The organism is Paraburkholderia sp. C35, assembly GCF_003121405.1.
Taxonomy (GTDB): domain Bacteria; phylum Pseudomonadota; class Gammaproteobacteria; order Burkholderiales; family Burkholderiaceae; genus Paraburkholderia.
Genome location: NZ_QBUY01000004.1, coordinates 161,880 through 179,570, shown reverse-complemented (window position 1 = coordinate 179,570; position 17,691 = coordinate 161,880). Strand labels below are relative to the sequence as shown.

The window sequence follows — 17,691 nt, the reverse complement described above, 5'->3', positions numbered from 1 at the left end:
TGCCCCGGTCGAAGTTGCGGCGCACGCGCTATCGATTGTTGTGAGTCATGCGCCGATTCGGCGAAATATAGTCGAGCGTCGATGCGAAACGAAACGACCTTTCGTTTGATCGATATGACTTAAAGGGATTTGCACGCAAATGCGCGCGAATTGGCGCTAAAAGCTTGCTTAAATATCGAGAGGATCGACTTCGATGCTCCAGCGCAGCACGCCTTTCAGCGTGCGCAGCAGCAGCTGCCAGTCGCGCAAGGTCGCCTGCAGCGCCACACGCGACGCGCTTTCGAGCAGTAATTGCGCGCGATGCACGTGCATCACCTTGACGATGGTGAGCGGCACGGCGTCGTAGACGGTCACGCGGCTCGCGGCGGGAATCTCGCTGAGCGCGGTCGCTGCCTGTTGTAGGAAGGTCAGCGCGGCATCGAGCGTGCGGCCTTCGGCGCGAAGCATCGCCTGATAGACGAACGGCGGCAGATGCGCGTCGCGCCGTTCCGCGAGCGTCGAATTGGCGAAGCCGATGTAGTCCTGGCGGCCGAGCGCGTGATAGAGCGCATGCGTCGGATAGCGCGTTTGCACCAGCACTTCGCCCGGCAGACCGGCGCGGCCCGCGCGGCCGCTCACCTGCATCAGTTGCGCGAAAAGACGCTCGCTTGCGCGGAAATCGTGGGAAAACAGCGCCGTGTCGGCGTTCAGCACGCCGACCAGCGACACGCGCCGGAAGTCGTGCCCCTTCGCGATGATCTGCGTGCCGACGAGAATGTCCACTTCGCCCGCGTGTACGTCCGAGAACAGCGCCTGGGCGCTGCCTTTGCGGCGCGTGCTGTCGGCGTCGATGCGCAGCACGCGCGCGCCGGGCACGGCGCCCGCCAGCGCTTCCTCGATGCGCTGCGTGCCGCGTCCCATCGGCGCGATATCGACGTTGCCGCATTCCGGACACGAACGCGGAATACGCGCTTCCCAGCCACAGTGATGGCAGCGCAGCGCACGCTCCGGCTTATGCAGCACGACGTAGGCGCTGCAGCGCGGACAGCCGGCGACCCAGCCGCATGCGTCGCAGGCGAGTTGCGGCGCGTAGCCGCGGCGGTTCAGAAACACGAGGCTCTGTTCACCGCGTTCGAGGCGGGTTTTCAGTGCGGCGATCAGCGGTCCCGACAAGCCTTCCACCGAAGCACGCCCACGCCGCCGCTCATCTTCGAGATCGATAAGGCGCACGGTGGGCAGCACGGCGTCGGCAACGGCACGGCGCGACAAGGTAAGCCGCGTATAACGTCCTTGCTCGACCTGCCACCAGCTTTCCAGCGACGGCGTCGCGGAACCAAGCACGACAGGAATGCCGAGTTGCTTCGCCCGCCAGACGGCCAGATCGCGCGCGGAATAACGCAGACCTTCCTGCTGCTTGTAGGCGGGATCGTGCTCTTCATCGACGACGATGATGGCCAGATGCGGCAACGACGCCAGCACGGCCAGGCGTGTGCCGAGCACGATGCGTGCGCGGCCGGTGTGCGCAGCGAACCAGTTGCGGGCGCGTTCGCCTTCGGCGAGTCCGCTGTGCAAGGTCACGATGCCCGTGTCGTCCATCGACGCGAAACGTGCGCGGAACGCGGCTTCGAACTGCGGCGTCAGGTTGATTTCCGGCACCAGTACGAGTGCCTGCGCGTGTGGATTGGCCGCCAGCAATCCCGCCAGCGCACGAAGATAGACCTCGGTCTTGCCGCTGCCCGTCACGCCGTGCAGCAGAAAAGGCGCAAAGCCCTGCGCACTGCCGATCGATTCGACAGCGGCTGCCTGCTCATCGGTGAGAGTTGGCAGGGCTGCGCTTTGCGGCGTGACATCTTGCGCGATGCGAGCCGCTGCGGGATCGATGATGTCGAGCGCCACCCAGCCTTCGGCTTGCCATGTTTCGAGGGTGGCGGTTGCCTTCGCGTGAAGCGCTCGGGCTTCGGTAGCAGGCAGCGACTCGGCGTCGGCAAGTGCAGCCGCGAGGCGGCGCAAAGCAACCGCGCGCACTGGAAGCGCATCGGGCAGCGCGGCACGTCCCGCGGGCAATAGGCGATAGTGTTCTTCAGGCGCAAACAGCCGCGTCCAGCGCGCCGCATCGCGCAAAGCCTGAGGAAGGGCAGGCAACGCAACTTCACCGATACCGCGCTGGTAATACTCGGCGGCAAACTGCGCGAGGTCGAGCCAATGCGCCGACAGTGGCGGGCAAGCGGCACACACGCTATCAACCGATTTCAGACGGTCAGCGGGTACCTCACTGTGAGCGGTCACTTCCATGATGAGGCCCACGACGTGCCGCTTGCCGAAAGGCACGCTGACGAGCATGCCCGGCGCAGGCGCCCGCGCGGCGTCGCAGCGGTAATCGAAAAGCGTCGGCAGCGGGTGATCGAGCGCGACGCGGACGTAGACGCCCGTCAGATCGTCGATCCGCATAAACGCTGTTTGCACGAGAAGTTATCCACAGGTCGGAAGCCGTGGTCGTCACACTTAAAGTAAAACTTCAACTTTGGCGCTAAGTTTTGGTTTTGCATCGACAATTGCGCCCGACCTCGCCTGCCTGTGGATAACTTTGTTGAGAACTTGGCCTGGATAGCCCGTAAGTGGCGCGGGACGGGCCTCTTTGTGGGATAGCGCACATTCGTCTTAGGAACCCGGAAACCCTTGTCGCTCAAGGCAGTGAACAGATTTCCGCGTACTTTTCAAGTTAGTTGCGACGATCCATCCCTCTACCGCGCCGCAGCGTGACAAATGTGCATAAGTCAAGTCTTGACAACGCGAGGAGCGCCTCGGGGCGGCGTCTGGAACGCTATTTTCCCCCTTACGCCGAGAGCCCACGTCGCTGCGCCGCAACAAAAACGTCACACTTCGAAAGACTGCTTCAAGCTTTGGCAACCCCGCCCGATGCCCGCAGCGCACGGCTATGGCGATGCACCTCGTCGACCAGTTCGGCGACATGCTCCGGCGGCGTGAACTGCGAAATACCGTGCCCCAGATTGAAGACGTGGCCGGGGAAGTTGCCGAAGCTTTCCAGTACCGCGCGCGCTTCCATGCGAATGGTCGCAGGCGGAGCGAACAGGACGGACGGATCGATATTGCCCTGGAGGGCAACCTTGCCGCCCACGCGCTCACGCGCCTTGCCCAGATTCACTGTCCAGTCCAGCCCGACGGCATCGACGCCCGTCGCGGCGATTTCTTCGAGCCACAGGCCACCGCCCTTCGTGAACGTGATCACGGGCACGCGGTTGCCGTCGTGCTCGCGCTTTAGCTGACTGACCACTTGCTGGATGTAGTGCAACGAGAAGCGCTGATAGATGCCGTCTGCCAGCGCACCGCCCCACGTGTCGAAAATCATCACGGCTTGTGCGCCCGCTTCGATTTGCGCATTCAGATACGCAGCGACGGCTTTCGCGTTGACGTCGAGAATGCGGTGCATCAGGTCAGGACGTGCGTAGAGCATCGATTTCACGGTGCGGAAATCGTCCGAGCCGCCGCCTTCGACCATGTAGCACGCAAGCGTCCACGGGCTGCCTGAGAAGCCGATCAGCGGAACACGCTGACGGCCTTGCGCGTCGGTCAGCGCGGTGCGGATCTGGCGCACGGCGTCAGTAACGTAGCGCAGCGTGCTGTCGATATCGGGTACGGCGAGGCGCGCGACATCCTCTTCGGTGCGCACCGGCCGCGCGAACTTCGGCCCTTCGCCCGCCTGAAAGTCGAGACCGAGGCCCATCGCGTCGGGAATGGTGAGGATGTCCGAAAACAGGATCGCGGCGTCGAGCGGATAGCGCTCGAGCGGCTGCAACGTGACTTCCGTCGCGTAATCGGGATTCTTCGCGAGTCCGAGGAAACTGCCGGCACGGCTGCGCGTGGCGTTGTACTCAGGCAAGTAACGTCCTGCCTGGCGCATCAGCCAGATCGGCGTGTACTCGGTCGGCTGGCGCAGCAACGCGCGCAGGAAGGTGTCGTTCAGGAGGTTATGGGCCACGTTGCTTGCGACTGAAGGCAAAGGCTTATTTTAACCGCTGAGGGCGCAACGCCGTGTCCGTAATCCTGGCAATTGCTGTTTGTCCTATGCCTTCCAGTCGATAGTCACAGCTAGTTGCGCGGACTATGATCGGTTCCGTTGCATGACGATAAACAACGATAAAGGAGACTCAATGAAGAAAGCTGCTCTGGTCCTTGTGAGCGCGCTGTGCTGTGCCGGCGCGGTCCATGCGCAAAGTGCCGCACCCGCGGCGGCATCGACGTCTGCGTCGCGGCTCGATGACGTTCTGGCACGCGGTACGTTGCGGGCGTGCACGACGGGGGACTACAAGCCGTATTCGTTTTACAGACAAGACGGTCAGTTCGAAGGCATCGATATCGACATGGCCGAGTCGCTGGCCAAATCGCTCGGCGTGAAGGCGGAATTCGTTAAGACGTCCTGGTCGAATCTGATGAACGACTTCGTCGCAAAATGCGATGTGGCCGTGGGTGGCGTATCGACGACCCTCGACCGGCAAAAGCGCGCTTTTTTCACGGACGCTTATCAGATCGATGGAAAGTCGCCTATCGTGCGTTGCGGTGACGTCGACAAATATCAGACGGTCGCGCAGATCGACCATTCGTCTACACGCGTGATCTTCAATCCGGGTGGCACCAACGAGCGTTTCGCCAGGCAGTATTTCCCGCATGCGAATCTCACCGTCTATCCGGACAACGTGACCATCTTCAAGCAGATTCTGGCTGGAAAGGCCGATGTGATGGTGACCGATGCCTCGGAAACGCTCTTGCAGCAGAAACTCAATCCGGGGCTATGCGCCGTGCATCCGGACAAGCCTTTCCAGTATGGCGAGAAGGCGTGGCTGGTGCCGCGCGGTGATGTGGTGTTCCAGCAATACGTCGACCAGTGGTTACATCTCGCTCGCGCAACGGGCGAATATCAGGCAATTTCCGACAAGTGGTTGAAGTGATACCGAGTTTGTGACGATCGGGGCAGTCGCACTTACCGATTGGTCTGAGCGACTGTCTGCGGGTCGGAGGGAGCGTGAATCACGTTAGTCTGATGAATGACCAGTCTCGTCGGGATGGTCGGTTATTGCGGCAGCGCAACAATCCATATGCTCAATGGCAAACGACAGTTTCAAACAGATAGCCGCGCAATCCGTATGAGCATTGGACTTTGCGGATTTGTGCCGATGAGAAAAGTGCTGCGCAAGCAGTCGAATTGTTGATCACGCAGCGCAATATCCAATGCGAACGGTCGCGCGAAAGTTGTCCCGATTGACTCGAAAGGTATCGGTATAAATTGCCGAATAAGCGTATCGGGTTCGCAAAAAATCCCGCAGCGCCTTATCTGGCGGGCGTTACAACCTGAAACACTTTGTTACCGCGCGCGCCGGGTAATTCGCCCACAATGCCTTTCACGGGTTCAGCACGGATGCGGCCGGGTAGTAGTGTCTTTGTACACAACTTCTCTGGCGGTCGGCAAAAATTGGCCGAAGCTCTCCAAAGGGGCATCTCTGCTGGAATCGTGATCGGTGTTAGTAGCACCGATAGTCGGTTCCTCCAATGGTCTCCTCGCGCTAACCCCGTAGCGTGTGGTTTTTAGCGGGCTCCAGGCCCGCTTTTTTTTTGCCTCGCCAAACGTTTGCGCGCTATCTAGCAGCCCTGCGCGAACGGGCGTCTAGTACCAAAAAGGAAACGCCGTGTGCAGTGCACACGGCGTTTTTCTTTTCGTCCGGCGAAGTTGCGTCAGGCCGTCTTGCCTTCCTTCAGATGCAGTTCATCGATCATGCGCTCGCGCATCACGAACTTCTGCACCTTGCCCGTTACCGTCATCGGCAGTTCATCGACGAAGCGGATGTATTTCGGAATCTTGTAGTGAGCAATCTGGCCGCGGCAGAATTCCTGCACGTCTTCCGCCGTGAGTGATTCACCGCCGCGCAAGACGATCCACGCGCACACCTCTTCGCCATACTTGGCGTCCGGCACGCCGAATACCTGCACGCTCTGAATCTTCGGATTGCGGAACAGAAACTCTTCGATCTCGCGCGGATAAATGTTCTCGCCGCCGCGGATCAACATGTCCTTCAGCCGGCCGACGATGTTGCAGTAGCCGTCGGCGTCGATGGTTGCTAGATCGCCGGTGTGCATCCAGCCATCGACGATGCTTTCGCGTGTTTTCGCTTCGTCGCCCCAATAGCCGTTCATCACCGAATAACCACGTGTGCACAGCTCGCCCGTTTCACCGACGGGAACGATATTGCCGAGCGGATCAACCACTTTCACTTCGAGATACGGCTGAATCCGGCCGACGGTTGTCGTGCGCTTGTCCAGCGGATCGGTCGTCGAACTTTGGAACGAGACCGGACTTGTCTCTGTCATTCCATAAGCGATCGTGATTTCAGCGAGATGCATCTGCGACACGACGCGTTTCATCGTCTCGATCGGGCACGGGGAACCCGCCATGATGCCGGTACGAAGGCGCGTCAGATCGAAGCTGGCGAAATCCGGATGATCCAGTTCGGCGATGAACATGGTCGGCACGCCGTGCAACGCCGTGCATTTCTCCTCGGAGACGGCACGCAGCGTCGCGCCCGGATCAAAGGCTTCGCCGGGGAAGACCATCGCGGCGCCCACGGAGACGCACGCCAGCACGGCCAGCACCATTCCGAAGCAGTGATAGAGCGGCACGGGAATGCACAGCGAGTCCTCTTCGGTGAGTCGCATCGCCATCGCGATATAGCGTGCGTTGTTCACCACGTTCCGGTGCGTCAGCGTCGCGCCCTTTGGATTTCCCGTCGTACCGCTCGTGAACTGGATGTTGATCGGATCGTTCGGATTGAGCGTCGCGCCAATCGCATCGAGCCTGGTGGGATCGAAGACCGCACGCCCGCTTTCGATCACGTCGGAGAAAGTCAGCATGCCCGGCGTTTCGGTGTCGCACATGCGAATCACGATACGCAGGTCAGGCAATCGCGCTGCGTGAAGATCGCCGGGAGTGGCTGTCGCGAGCTCGGGAGCGAGCTCCTGCAGCATCTGCAGATACATCGACGTCTTGAACTTCTCGGCGGAGATGATCGCCTTGCAACTCACCTTGTTCAGCGCGTATTCGAGCTCGGCAAGCCGATAGGCGGGGTTGATGTTCACCATGACTGCGCCAATCCGCGCCGTCGCGAACTGCGCCATCAACCATTCGATGCGATTCGGCGACCAGATGCCGACGCGGTCACCCTTCTGGATGCCCAATTCCAGCAAGCCCGTCGCCAAAATGTCGACTTCCTGCTGAAACTCCCGCCAACTCCAGCGAATGTCCTGCTCGCGAAACACCGCGGCCGGGCGTTCCGGGAAGCGCTGAGCCGTCTCGACAAGGAACTGCCCGACGGGCAATTCGCTGAGCGGCACTTCCGTGGAACCGCGCACGTACGACAGCCCATCTTTCGGCTCGATGAGCGCGCCCTCTCCTGCAGCTTGCGTTGCCATGCTGTTGTCTCCAGAGGTGAATCCAGTATTGAAATGCGTTTGCGACCGATTGTGCTCCGGCGACGATTCGTCCGGCATCAAGTCTTACCCGCAGCTTTCTAGCTGTTTCGGGCATCGGTATGATTTTGCTGACCTTTCCGTAAACGTCAAGTAGAAGACGAAAAAAAAAGCAGCCACAAGGGCTGCTTTCGATTGTGCTGCTTACTGCTGTCCGCGCAGCTTGCGCAGACGCTGGATCGCCGCCAGCTGTGCCGTCGCGTACGCCAGTTCTGCTTGCGCAGTCGCGTATTCGAGGTTCGAGCCGGTGTTTTGCAGCGCTTCTTCTGCGCGCTTGCGTGCCTGCTCGGCCTTCGCTTCGTCGAGATCCTTGCCGCGGATTGCCGTGTCGGCCAGAACCGTCACCGCGCCGGGTTGGACTTCGAGAATGCCGCCAGCGACGAACACGAACTCTTCTTCACCGCTTTCCGATTCGATGCGCACCGCACCCGGACGAATCCGCGTGATGAGCGGCGTGTGGCCCGGCAGAATACCGAGCTCGCCCGCTTCGCCCGGAAGCGCAACGAACTTCGCCTGGCCCGAGAAGATCTGCTCTTCCGCGCTGACGACGTCTACCTTGATGGTTGCCATTTATGTCGACTCCTGTCGGCCAGAGTTGACGCCTGAGCGTCCGCCTCTGGGCCTTTGGTTGAGTGTATGTCGAGGCGCCCGCTTTGCCCGGTGGCCGTCTTTCGACAACCACCGTGCGCGAGCCGGCGCCCGCTTCGTTACACCCAGCCTTTACTGGATCTTCTTGGCCTTTTCGAAGGCTTCGTCGATCGTGCCAACCATGTAGAACGCCTGCTCCGGCAGGTGATCGCACTCGCCTTCAACGATCATCTTGAAGCCACGGATCGTTTCCTTCAGCGGCACGTACTTGCCCGGCGAGCCCGTGAACACTTCAGCAACGTGGAACGGCTGCGACAGGAAACGCTGGATCTTACGAGCGCGCGCGACCGACAGCTTGTCTTCCGGCGACAGTTCGTCCATGCCCAGAATCGCGATAATGTCGCGCAGTTCCTTGTAGCGCTGCAGCGTTTGCTGAACGCCACGCGTGATCGAGTAGTGCTCTTCGCCGATCACGTGCGGGTCGATTTGACGCGAGGTCGAATCGAGCGGATCCACTGCCGGGTAGATACCCAGCGAAGCGATGTCACGCGACAGAACGACGGTTGCGTCCAGGTGGCCGAAGGTCGTAGCCGGCGACGGGTCGGTCAAGTCATCCGCAGGGACGTACACGGCCTGAACCGACGTAATCGAGCCCGTCTTCGTCGACGTAATACGCTCTTGCAGCTTGCCCATTTCTTCAGCCAGCGTAGGCTGATAGCCCACTGCCGACGGCATACGGCCGAGCAGTGCCGACACTTCCGTGCCAGCCAGCGTGAAACGGTAGATGTTGTCGACGAAGAACAGCACGTCGAGGCCTTCGTCACGGAAGTGCTCAGCCATCGTCAGACCCGTCAGCGCGACGCGCAGACGGTTGCCCGGCGGCTCGTTCATCTGGCCGTACACCAGCGCGACCTTGTCGAGAACGTTCGAGTCCTTCATTTCGTGATAGAAGTCGTTCCCTTCACGGGTACGCTCGCCAACACCGGCGAACACGGAGTAACCACCGTGTTCCTTAGCGATGTTGTTGATCAGTTCCATCATGTTGACGGTCTTGCCCACGCCGGCACCACCGAACAGGCCAACCTTACCGCCCTTCGCGAACGGGCAGATCAGGTCGATAACCTTGATACCCGTTTCGAGCAGTTCCGTCGACGGCGACAGTTCGTCGAACGCCGGAGCCTTCTGGTGGATCGAGCGCGTCGTTTCGCTCGAGATCGGGCCAGCTTCGTCGATCGGACGGCCCAGCACGTCCATGATGCGGCCGAGCGTCGGCTTGCCGACGGGCACGCTGATCGGCTTGGCCGTGTTCTTGACGATCACGCCGCGGCGCAGACCATCCGACGAACCCAGACAGATGGTACGGACAACGCCGTCGCCCAGCTGCTGCTGGACTTCGAGCGTCAGTTCCGAACCTTCGAGAATGAGCGCGTCGTAAACCTTCGGCATCGATTCACGCGGGAATTCCACGTCGATCACCGCGCCGATGCACTGTACGATCTTGCCTTCTACCAAAGCAGTAGTACTCATCGCTTTTCCTTTAGATACTCAATTCTTCACTCGCGCAGGGCGCAGTTCCGGTGGACTCGCCTGATGGCGCTTCCGCGTGTCGACGTTAGCGTCAGACTGCCGCGGCGCCACCGACGATTTCCGACAGTTCCTTCGTGATCGCTGCCTGACGGCTCTTGTTGTACACGAGCTGCAGTTCGTTGATGACCGTCTTCGCGTTGTCCGAAGCGGCCTTCATGGCGACCATCCGTGCCGACTGTTCCGACGCCATGTTTTCCGCGACGGCCTGATAGACCAGCGCTTCGACATAACGCACCAGCAGTTCGTCGACGACGGTTTGCGCGTCCGGCTCGTAGATGTAGTCCCACGAGGTAGCCGGCGTCGGGTTGTCCGTATCGTCCTTGCGCTCGAACTGCTCAGCCGACAGCGGCAGCAGCTGCTCGATCACCGCTTCCTGCTTCATCGTGTTGACGAAGCGGGTGTACGCGAGGTACACGGCGGAAACCTTGCCTTCCGAGTACAGGTCGAGCTGAACCTTCACCGCGCCGATCAGCTTCTCGAGGTGCGGCGTGTCGCCCAGTTGCACGACATTCGACGCGACCTTTGCGCGCAGACGGTTCAGGAAACCCAGACCCTTGCCACCGATTGCCGTCGCTTCGACCGTCTTGCCCTGGCCTTCGAGCTCCTTGAACTTCTGGAGCGAAGCGCGCAGCACGTTCGTGTTCATACCGCCGCACAGACCCTTGTCAGTCGTGACAAGGATAAAACCTGCCGACTTCGCGCCTTCGTTCGTCACCATGAACGGGTGACGGTATTCCGGCGTTGCACGGCTCATGTGCGCAGCGATATCGCGGACCTTGTCGGCGTACGGGCGAGCAGCGCGCATGCGCTCCTGAGCGCGGCGCATCTTCGATGCGGCCACCATCTCCATCGCTTTGGTGATCTTGCGCGTGTTTTGCACGCTCTTGATCTTGCCGCGAATTTCCTTCATTCCAGCCATTGCTTGCTCCTTGATCGAAGCAGCACGGACATGCTTTCACGTGCCCACGCTGCTTCAAGGTCCGTTTATGCCTTGCGGATCACTCGCGGATCAATAAGCGCCCGACTTCTTGAAGTCCTTGAGTGCGGCATGCAGCGCGCCCTCGTCGTCCTTCGACAAGTCTTTGTTGTCTTCGATGCGCTTGACCAGGTCAGCATGCTTCGACTTCAGGAATTCGCGCATGCCCTTTTCGAAAGGCAGCACGCGCGACACTTCCAGATCGTCGAGGTAGCCGTTGTTCGCTGCGAACAGCGACACAGCCAGTTCCCACACCTGCAGCGGCTGATACTGCGGCTGCTTCAGCAGTTCCGTCACGCGGCGGCCGCGCTCGAGCTGCTTGCGGGTGGCTTCGTCCAGGTCCGATGCGAACTGCGCGAATGCTGCCAGTTCACGGTACTGTGCGAGGTCGGTACGGATACCGCCCGACAGCTTCTTCACGACCTTCGTCTGAGCCGCACCACCAACGCGCGACACCGACACGCCGGCGTTAATTGCCGGGCGGATACCTGCGTTGAAAAGGTCGGTTTCCAGGAAGATCTGGCCGTCGGTAATCGAGATCACGTTCGTCGGAACGAATGCCGTCACGTCGCCTGCCTGCGTTTCAATGACGGGCAGTGCCGTCAGCGAGCCGCTCTTGCCCTTCACTTCGCCGTTCGTGAACTTCTCGACGTACTCTTCCGAGACGCGAGCAGCACGTTCGAGCAGACGCGAATGCAGATAGAACACGTCACCCGGGTAAGCTTCACGGCCCGGCGGACGGCGCAGCAGCAGCGAGATCTGACGGTATGCCCAAGCCTGCTTGGTCAAGTCGTCATAAACGATCAGCGCGTCCTGGCCGCGGTCGCGGAAGTATTCGCCCATCGTGCAACCGGCGTACGGCGCGAGATATTGCATCGCTGCCGATTCCGAAGCCGAAGCCGCGACGACGATCGTGTATTCCATCGCGCCCGTTTCTTCGAGCTTGCGAACCACGTTCATGATCGACGAAGCCTTCTGACCGATCGCGACGTAGATACAGAAGAGGTCTTTGCCCTTCTGGTTGATGATCGTGTCGACTGCAACTGCGGTCTTGCCGCACTGGCGGTCGCCGATGATCAGCTCGCGCTGGCCACGGCCGATCGGCACCATCGAGTCGATCGACTTCAGACCCGTTTGCACCGGCTGCGACACCGACTTACGCCAGATCACGCCCGGCGCGATCTTTTCGATTGCGTCGGTCTTCTTTGCGTTGATCGGACCCTTGCCGTCGATCGGGTTACCCAGTGCGTCGACCACGCGGCCGATCAGTTCCGGGCCAACCGGCACTTCGAGAATGCGGCCCGTCGTCTTGACGATGTCGCCTTCCGAGATGCTTTCGTACTCGCCCAGAATCACCGCGCCGACCGAGTCACGCTCGAGGTTCAGCGCGAGGCCGTACACGTTGCCCGGGAATTCGAGCATTTCGCCCTGCATCACTTCCGACAGGCCGTGGATACGCACGATACCGTCGGTCACGGAGATCACGGTGCCCTGGTTGCGAACGTCTGCGCTCGCTTCAAGGCCCTGGATCCGGCTCTTGATCAGCTCGCTGATCTCAGAGGGATTGAGTTGCATTATTCGCTCCTGATAGTCAATTCTGTTGCGTGCCAGCCGCCACAGCCACGTGAGGGCTTCAGGCGGTCAGAGCCGTCTGCATGCTGGCGAGCCGCGCGCGGACCGAGGTATCGAGCACTTCGTCGCCGACCGTCACGCGAACGCCGCCGATCAGCGACGAGTCCACCTGGACTGTCGGCTTCAGCTTGCGTTTGAATTTGCGTTCGAGGCTTGCGACGAGGTCGTCCAGCTGCGCACCTTCGAGGGGGAATGCGCTGACGATCAGCACATCGGCCGCACCTTCGCGGGCGTTCTTCAACTCTTCGAACTGCGTGGCGATTTCCGGCAGAAGCGGCAGACGATGATTGTCGACCAGCATCTGAACCAGATTCTTCGCTTGCGCATTGTCCTTGAGCGGCGATTTCACCGCGGCGAGCAGCAGGTCGCTGATCTGTGCACGGCTGACTTTCGGGCTCGAGGAAATCGACAGCACTTCGGGCAGACGCGCAACCTGTGCCAGCTCCTGCACGAGCGTGGACCAGGCGGCGATGTCACCAGCTTCGGCCACGCCAAACAGCGCTTCTGCGTACGGACGGGCGATGGTTGCAAGTTCGGCCATGATCAGAGCTCGGCTTTGAGTTGATTCAGCAGGTCGGCGTGAGCCGCCTGGTCGACTTCGCGCTTCAGGATCTGTTCGGCACCCTTCACAGCGAGCGCTGCGACTTCGCCACGCAGCGTTTCACGCGCCTTGACGATCTGCTGGTCAGCGTCAGCCTTCGCCTGAGCGATGATGCGTGCTGCTTCAGCTTGCGCCTGTGCCTTGATTTCGTCGGCGACCGCGACTGCACGCTTTTCTGCGTCAGCGATGCGTTGCTGGCCTTCGTTACGTGCCGAGGAGAGTTCCTGGTCGACGCGCTTGTGCGCGGCTTCGAGTTCCGCTTTGCCCTTTTCAGCGGCCGAGAGACCGTCGGCGATCTTCTTTGCGCGCTCGTCGAGGGCGTTGATCAGCGGCGGCCACACGAACTTCATCGTGAACCACGCGAGGATCAGGAACACGACCATTTGCGCAAACAGGGTTGCGTTGAGATTCACGGTGTTTCCTTAAACGTTGCTTGATCGGAGGGGGAAACGGCAAGGCGCTCATCGATTCAGTCGATCAGCGCCTTAGTGCCCGTTCCGCTTTGCGCCCTTACCAGTTATAGGTCAGGCGCGCACTTCCGAGGAACCTCAGCCTGCCAGCTTCGACAGCAGCGGGTTCGCGAACGCAAACAGCATTGCCACACCAACGCCAATCAGGAACGCCGCGTCGATCAGACCAGCCAGCAGGAACATCTTGGTTTGCAGCGGGTTCATCAGTTCCGGCTGGCGAGCGCATGCTTCGATGTACTTGCCGCCCATCAGACCGATACCGATACAGGCGCCGATAGCACCCAGGCCGATGATGATGCCGATACCGATGGCGGTCAGACCCTGGATGTTGGCGATGAAAGCTTGCATGATCACTCCTTGTGAAAAGTCTTTTTGGAACTGGGATTTAAAAAACTACGATTCTAGAAACTCTGATTCTTTCTCTACGACGCCACGTTAGTGAGTGTCGTGTGCCTGGCCGATGTACACCAGCGTCAGCATCATGAAAATGAACGCTTGCAGCAGAACGATCAGGATGTGGAAGATCGCCCACACGCTGCCTGCGATCACGTGGCCGATGAAGCCAAGCACCGTCGTGTCCGCGCCGAAGCTCCAGATGCTGCCGAGCAGGGCAATCAGCAGGAACAACAGTTCGCCCGCGTACATGTTGCCGAACAGCCGCATGCCGAGGGAAACCGTCTTCGCGACGAACTCGATGATGTTCAGTGCAAGGTTCGGGATCCACAGCAGCGGATGCGCGCCGAACGGAGCGGACAGCAGTTCGTGAACGAAACCGCCTGCGCCCTTGATCTTGAAGTTGTAGTAAATCATCAGCGCGAACACACCCAGCGCGATACCGAGCGTGCCGTTCAGGTCGGCCGTCGGAACGATGCGGTGGTGCGGGATGACTTCAGACAGACCCAGCCAGCCGATCACGCGGCCCGGCAGGTCGACGGGGAGAAAGTCGAGCGAGTTCATCAGCGCGACCCAGACGAACACGGTCAGCGCGAGCGGCGCGATGAAGGTGCGGTTGCCGTGGATCATCGACTTCGATTGATCTTCGACCATCTCGACCAGCATTTCGATTGCGCACTGGAAACGGCCCGGGACGCCCGGCGTTGCCTTACGCGCTGCGAGACGCAGGATCAGAATGGTGGCGAGACCGCACACGATCGACCAGAAGAGCGTATCGAGATTCCAGACGTGGATGTCGAAAATCGACGTCTGATGAGCGGTGGAAAAATTCTGCAAGTGGTGCGCAATGTACTCGGACGGATCCAGAGCGCGCGTTCCTTCGCTAGCTGCCATATCGTTAATGCCACCCAAATTGTCGAAAATCTTTCCGGGCCGCTCCCGCCGCAATACTGTATTGCGGGAACACGCCAGCGCGAGTCTTTGTCGAACCCGCGCGCCTCGTTGCCGATGTCGCGTTGTGCACGCCGTACACCAGCCTAGTGTCTCGCTTGCTTCAGCGCCAGGCGAGCGCGATCCAGTACGTCTTGAGAGCGATGAGGTACGTGACGAGTAGCGGAATCCACCGTACGTCGTGATACCAGAACGCGATGGCTACGAACATCGCGATCGTTGTCCCCATCTTGAGCGCTTCGCCGATCATCCAGCTCATCGCTGTCTGTGCGCCGCTCAACTTCTTAAGACGTGCCGCGAACAATGCGCTTGGCACCCAGCAAATCGCTCCTCCCAGGAAGGCGGACAGCGCAGCATCGCCCGGCGGCTTGTAGAACAGCCACCACAACAGCGTCGCACCCAGGGACAAAACCATTTGCGCAATCACGACCTTGAACGGTGTGACACGCGATGGACGACTCACGTTTGGACCGAAGAGCTTCTCGGCTTCAGCCCGCGTGAGCGGAACGATATTGTTATCTTGCTGCCCGGCATCCCATGCGTCGTCCTGCATGGCGTGCTGACCCTCAGTTGACTGCGAACCACTGCCATTTTCGCGGTGTTCGTCGTGCCGTTGTTGCGGCGTTTGGTTCGACGCTTTGACCGCCATCGCAGTGTTCCGCAAAGTCCTGTTCAGCCCGCCAGCTTTCGCAGCGCTTACGGGGTTGCCTAGCAAATAAATCCGGGCGATTGTAAGCGATAGTTGCAGGCAATTCAAGACTTTAGCCCGACCAATAACCCGCATGAAACGGTGCTTCACGATACGGGAAAACTCTGATGTTGCGGGTGTCGCACTTCAAATGTAAGGCGGTCGCGGGAGACCGGGAAATGCGGGTCGGGGTGTGGTAAAGCAGCGCGATTGCAAGTGTCATTTTGCCGCGCGCAGGAGTGTCAAAAATGCAACAGGAGCCAGCCGCCGAGCGCACCGCCGACCACCCAGAACGGGATCGAAAATAGGTGGAATTGCGTCCACATTCCACGCTCTCCTGAAAGCCTCATTGCAATCAGATTCGCGAGCGAGCCGATCGCGAATCCAAAGCCGCCGACGCTGACGCCGAACGCGAGCGCACGCCAATCCTTCGAGAACTCGGCGAGCATGATGGCAGCCGGCACATTGCTGATGAATTGCGACAACACGGCGCCCGCCGTGTAGGCACGCAGCGGCGTCGCAAGGTGCAGTTGGCCGACAGCGTGATGCACCCAAGGCAACGCTGCGACGCTTCTCAGCACGATGAACATGAACACGAAGATGAGCAGCAATAGCCAGTCGATCTTCAGAACGATCTTGGGGCGCCAGAAGATAAATCCGACGCCGACACCGATCAGTCCTATCCCTGCCCTGTGCGCATCGGCTAGCAGAACAAACGCTATGAACAGCACAGCGGCGACAGCGAGCAACGGTCGATCGACGGGGTGCGGTTCCGTGTCGTTGGAAAGATCCAATGTGGTGCGCTTGAACGAAAACGTGGCCAACAGGTACAGCATGGCCATCAGCACGATACACAGCGGCGCAAGCGCCACGACGAAACCGCCAAATGAAACGCCGCTCGTCTGCCACAAGAACAGATTCTGTGGATTTCCCAATGGTGTGAGGATCGAGCCCGCATTCACCGCAATCGCGATGAAAATGACGAGGCGCTTGAGCGGCAGCGGCGTCAGCTCATTCAGCGACAACGCGAGCGGCACGACGACGAACAACGCGACATCGTTGGTGAGCAATGTGGACAGTGCTGCTGCAAGCGCAATCAACAGATACGCGAGCGCTCGCTGCGAGCGGATACGATGGACCACGCGATGCGCGAGCCACATCAGGAATCCTGAATATTCGACAGCTTTAGTCAGAACAAGAAGACCGGCAAGCGTCATCACCGTTTGCCAGTCGACCAGCGCCGGCAACGTTCCCCACGGACGTGGATGAAAAACCTGCAGCACGATCAATGCAGCGACGAGCACGGTAAGGACCGGCTCTTTCGCTACATAGTGGATGATCGTGCGGAACAGGTTGCGATGTGGTTTTAGCGCGTGCTCGGCTGCCGGCATCAGTGGGATTTTTATGCAGGCGCCGTGTTGCCGCGCAAGCGGACGAGAATGCCTTCCAGCGCGTCGAGATCGCCGAAATCGACGAGCACCTGCCCTCGCCCGCGGCGTCCGAGCTTGATCTTCACCGTTGCGGCAAGCAGATCGGACAATTCTTCTTCGAGTCGTCGTGTGTCACGGCCGCCGTCGTTGCTTGCTTTCGCCTTGACGGCAGGCACGGCTTTCGTGGTCGCCGTGACCAGCTTCTCGGTTTCACGCACCGACATGCGTTTGTTGACGACCTGATTGGCCAGCGTGATCTGCGTGGCGGCATCGACGGCAAGCAGTGCGCGCGCGTGGCCCATGTCGAGGTCGCCGGCGAGCAGCATCGTTTGCACGGGTGAAGCGAGGTTCAGCAGACGCAGCAGATTGGACACCGCACTACGCGAACGGCCAACCGATTCGGCCGCCTGCTCGTGCGTGAAATTGAATTCGTCGAGCAGGCGCTGGATACCTTGCGCCTCTTCCAGCGGATTCAGATCCTCGCGCTGGATGTTCTCGATGAGCGCCATCGCGGCCGCGGCCTGATCGGGCACGTCGCGCACCAGAACCGGCACTTCTTCGAGGCCCGCAAGACGCGCAGCGCGAAAACGCCGTTCACCAGCAATGATTTCAAACTTCTCCGCGGAAACCGGTCGCACGAGAATCGGCTGCATCAAACCCTGCGCGCGAATGCTGGCCGCGAGTTCCTGCAGCGCGCCCTCGTCCATGCGCGTACGCGGCTGGTACTTGCCCGCCTGCATCTTGTCGAGCGGCAGCGTGTGAGGCGCAGTGTCGATCTTCACTGCTTCCGTGATGTCCGCGCTTCCGCCGAGCAACGCTTCCAGTCCCCTGCCCAACCCTTTCTTCCGTGCTACTGCGTTCAT

At 60.3% G+C, this 17,691-nt stretch carries 15 protein-coding genes; 1 reads left to right on the top strand and 14 read right to left on the bottom strand.

Annotation, left to right across the window (positions count from 1 at the left end; translation table 11 throughout):
- Positions 1 to 168: 168 nt before the first annotated feature.
- Together DK391_RS04370 and hemE are read right to left on the bottom strand one after the other, a co-directional pair.
- Positions 169 to 2,427 carry a primosomal protein N' gene (locus DK391_RS04370; protein WP_109476763.1) on the bottom strand — a complete coding sequence of 753 codons (2,259 nt, stop codon included), beginning with the start codon at positions 2,425 to 2,427 and terminating at the stop codon, positions 169 to 171.
- Between the two features lie 445 nt (positions 2,428 to 2,872).
- Complete coding sequence (hemE, locus tag DK391_RS04365) at positions 2,873 to 3,976, bottom strand: uroporphyrinogen decarboxylase (RefSeq protein ID WP_109476800.1); 1,104 nt, start codon at positions 3,974 to 3,976, stop codon at positions 2,873 to 2,875.
- Positions 3,977 to 4,148: 172 nt separating this feature from the next.
- Here hemE and DK391_RS04360 point away from each other — a divergent pair, with 172 nt between their 5' ends.
- A complete protein-coding gene (locus tag DK391_RS04360; protein WP_109476762.1) occupies positions 4,149 to 4,943 on the top strand; it encodes a transporter substrate-binding domain-containing protein in 795 nt (264 codons plus the stop codon).
- 781 nt (positions 4,944 to 5,724) lie between these two features.
- Here the strand turns inward: DK391_RS04360 and DK391_RS04355 are convergent.
- The 12 genes from DK391_RS04355 to DK391_RS04300 form a co-directional block, all read right to left on the bottom strand.
- Positions 5,725 to 7,455: an AMP-binding protein gene (locus tag DK391_RS04355; RefSeq protein WP_109476761.1), complete on the bottom strand. Its 1,731-nt coding sequence runs from the start codon at positions 7,453 to 7,455 to the stop codon at positions 5,725 to 5,727.
- A 201-nt stretch (positions 7,456 to 7,656) separates the two neighbouring features.
- Positions 7,657 to 8,082 (bottom strand): F0F1 ATP synthase subunit epsilon, encoded by a 426-nt coding sequence (locus tag DK391_RS04350; RefSeq protein WP_007748963.1) that lies wholly within the window; start codon positions 8,080 to 8,082, stop codon positions 7,657 to 7,659.
- A gap of 150 nt (positions 8,083 to 8,232) precedes the next feature.
- Positions 8,233 to 9,627, bottom strand: a complete 1,395-nt coding sequence (atpD, locus tag DK391_RS04345) for a F0F1 ATP synthase subunit beta (protein WP_109476760.1) — start codon at positions 9,625 to 9,627, stop codon at positions 8,233 to 8,235.
- 91 nt (positions 9,628 to 9,718) lie between these two features.
- Entirely contained in the window at positions 9,719 to 10,606 is an 888-nt protein-coding gene (gene atpG / locus DK391_RS04340; RefSeq protein ID WP_109476759.1) for a F0F1 ATP synthase subunit gamma, read from the bottom strand.
- Positions 10,607 to 10,696: 90 nt separating this feature from the next.
- Positions 10,697 to 12,238, bottom strand: a complete 1,542-nt coding sequence (gene atpA / locus DK391_RS04335; RefSeq protein ID WP_109476758.1) for a F0F1 ATP synthase subunit alpha — start codon at positions 12,236 to 12,238, stop codon at positions 10,697 to 10,699.
- Between the two features lie 58 nt (positions 12,239 to 12,296).
- A complete protein-coding gene (locus DK391_RS04330) occupies positions 12,297 to 12,836 on the bottom strand; it encodes a F0F1 ATP synthase subunit delta (protein WP_109476757.1) in 540 nt (179 codons plus the stop codon).
- Between the two features lie 2 nt (positions 12,837 to 12,838).
- Positions 12,839 to 13,309 (bottom strand): F0F1 ATP synthase subunit B, encoded by a 471-nt coding sequence (locus DK391_RS04325; RefSeq protein ID WP_109476756.1) that lies wholly within the window; start codon positions 13,307 to 13,309, stop codon positions 12,839 to 12,841.
- 135 nt (positions 13,310 to 13,444) lie between these two features.
- Entirely contained in the window at positions 13,445 to 13,714 is a 270-nt protein-coding gene (atpE, locus tag DK391_RS04320; RefSeq protein ID WP_007180033.1) for a F0F1 ATP synthase subunit C, read from the bottom strand.
- Between the two features lie 87 nt (positions 13,715 to 13,801).
- Entirely contained in the window at positions 13,802 to 14,653 is an 852-nt protein-coding gene (gene atpB, locus DK391_RS04315) for a F0F1 ATP synthase subunit A (RefSeq protein ID WP_109476755.1), read from the bottom strand.
- 160 nt (positions 14,654 to 14,813) lie between these two features.
- A complete protein-coding gene (locus DK391_RS04310; RefSeq protein ID WP_109476754.1) occupies positions 14,814 to 15,359 on the bottom strand; it encodes an ATP synthase subunit I in 546 nt (181 codons plus the stop codon).
- 281 nt (positions 15,360 to 15,640) lie between these two features.
- Positions 15,641 to 16,789, bottom strand: a complete 1,149-nt coding sequence (locus DK391_RS04305; RefSeq protein ID WP_109476753.1) for an SLC13 family permease — start codon at positions 16,787 to 16,789, stop codon at positions 15,641 to 15,643.
- A gap of 11 nt (positions 16,790 to 16,800) precedes the next feature.
- Positions 16,801 to 17,691 carry a ParB/RepB/Spo0J family partition protein gene (locus DK391_RS04300; RefSeq protein WP_109476752.1) on the bottom strand — a complete coding sequence of 297 codons (891 nt, stop codon included), beginning with the start codon at positions 17,689 to 17,691 and terminating at the stop codon, positions 16,801 to 16,803.

Excerpts from the sequence above, each read along its gene's own strand:
- DK391_RS04370 (WP_109476763.1), bottom strand. The coding sequence starts at position 2,427 with ATGCGGATCGACGATCTGACGGGCGTCTACGTCCGCGTCGCGCTCGAT.
- DK391_RS04360 (WP_109476762.1), top strand. The coding sequence starts at position 4,149 with ATGAAGAAAGCTGCTCTGGTCCTTGTGAGCGCGCTGTGCTGTGCCGGC.
- DK391_RS04355 (WP_109476761.1), bottom strand. The coding sequence starts at position 7,455 with ATGGCAACGCAAGCTGCAGGAGAGGGCGCGCTCATCGAGCCGAAAGAT.
- DK391_RS04350 (WP_007748963.1), bottom strand. The coding sequence starts at position 8,082 with ATGGCAACCATCAAGGTAGACGTCGTCAGCGCGGAAGAGCAGATCTTC.
- atpD (WP_109476760.1), bottom strand. The coding sequence starts at position 9,627 with ATGAGTACTACTGCTTTGGTAGAAGGCAAGATCGTACAGTGCATCGGC.
- atpG (WP_109476759.1), bottom strand. The coding sequence starts at position 10,606 with ATGGCTGGAATGAAGGAAATTCGCGGCAAGATCAAGAGCGTGCAAAAC.
- atpA (WP_109476758.1), bottom strand. The coding sequence starts at position 12,238 with ATGCAACTCAATCCCTCTGAGATCAGCGAGCTGATCAAGAGCCGGATC.
- DK391_RS04330 (WP_109476757.1), bottom strand. The coding sequence starts at position 12,836 with ATGGCCGAACTTGCAACCATCGCCCGTCCGTACGCAGAAGCGCTGTTT.
- atpE (WP_007180033.1), bottom strand. The coding sequence starts at position 13,714 with ATGCAAGCTTTCATCGCCAACATCCAGGGTCTGACCGCCATCGGTATC.
- atpB (WP_109476755.1), bottom strand. The coding sequence starts at position 14,653 with ATGGCAGCTAGCGAAGGAACGCGCGCTCTGGATCCGTCCGAGTACATT.
- DK391_RS04310 (WP_109476754.1), bottom strand. The coding sequence starts at position 15,359 with ATGGCGGTCAAAGCGTCGAACCAAACGCCGCAACAACGGCACGACGAA.
- DK391_RS04305 (WP_109476753.1), bottom strand. The coding sequence starts at position 16,789 with ATGCCGGCAGCCGAGCACGCGCTAAAACCACATCGCAACCTGTTCCGC.
- DK391_RS04300 (WP_109476752.1), bottom strand. The coding sequence starts at position 17,691 with ATGAACGCAGTAGCACGGAAGAAAGGGTTGGGCAGGGGACTGGAAGCG.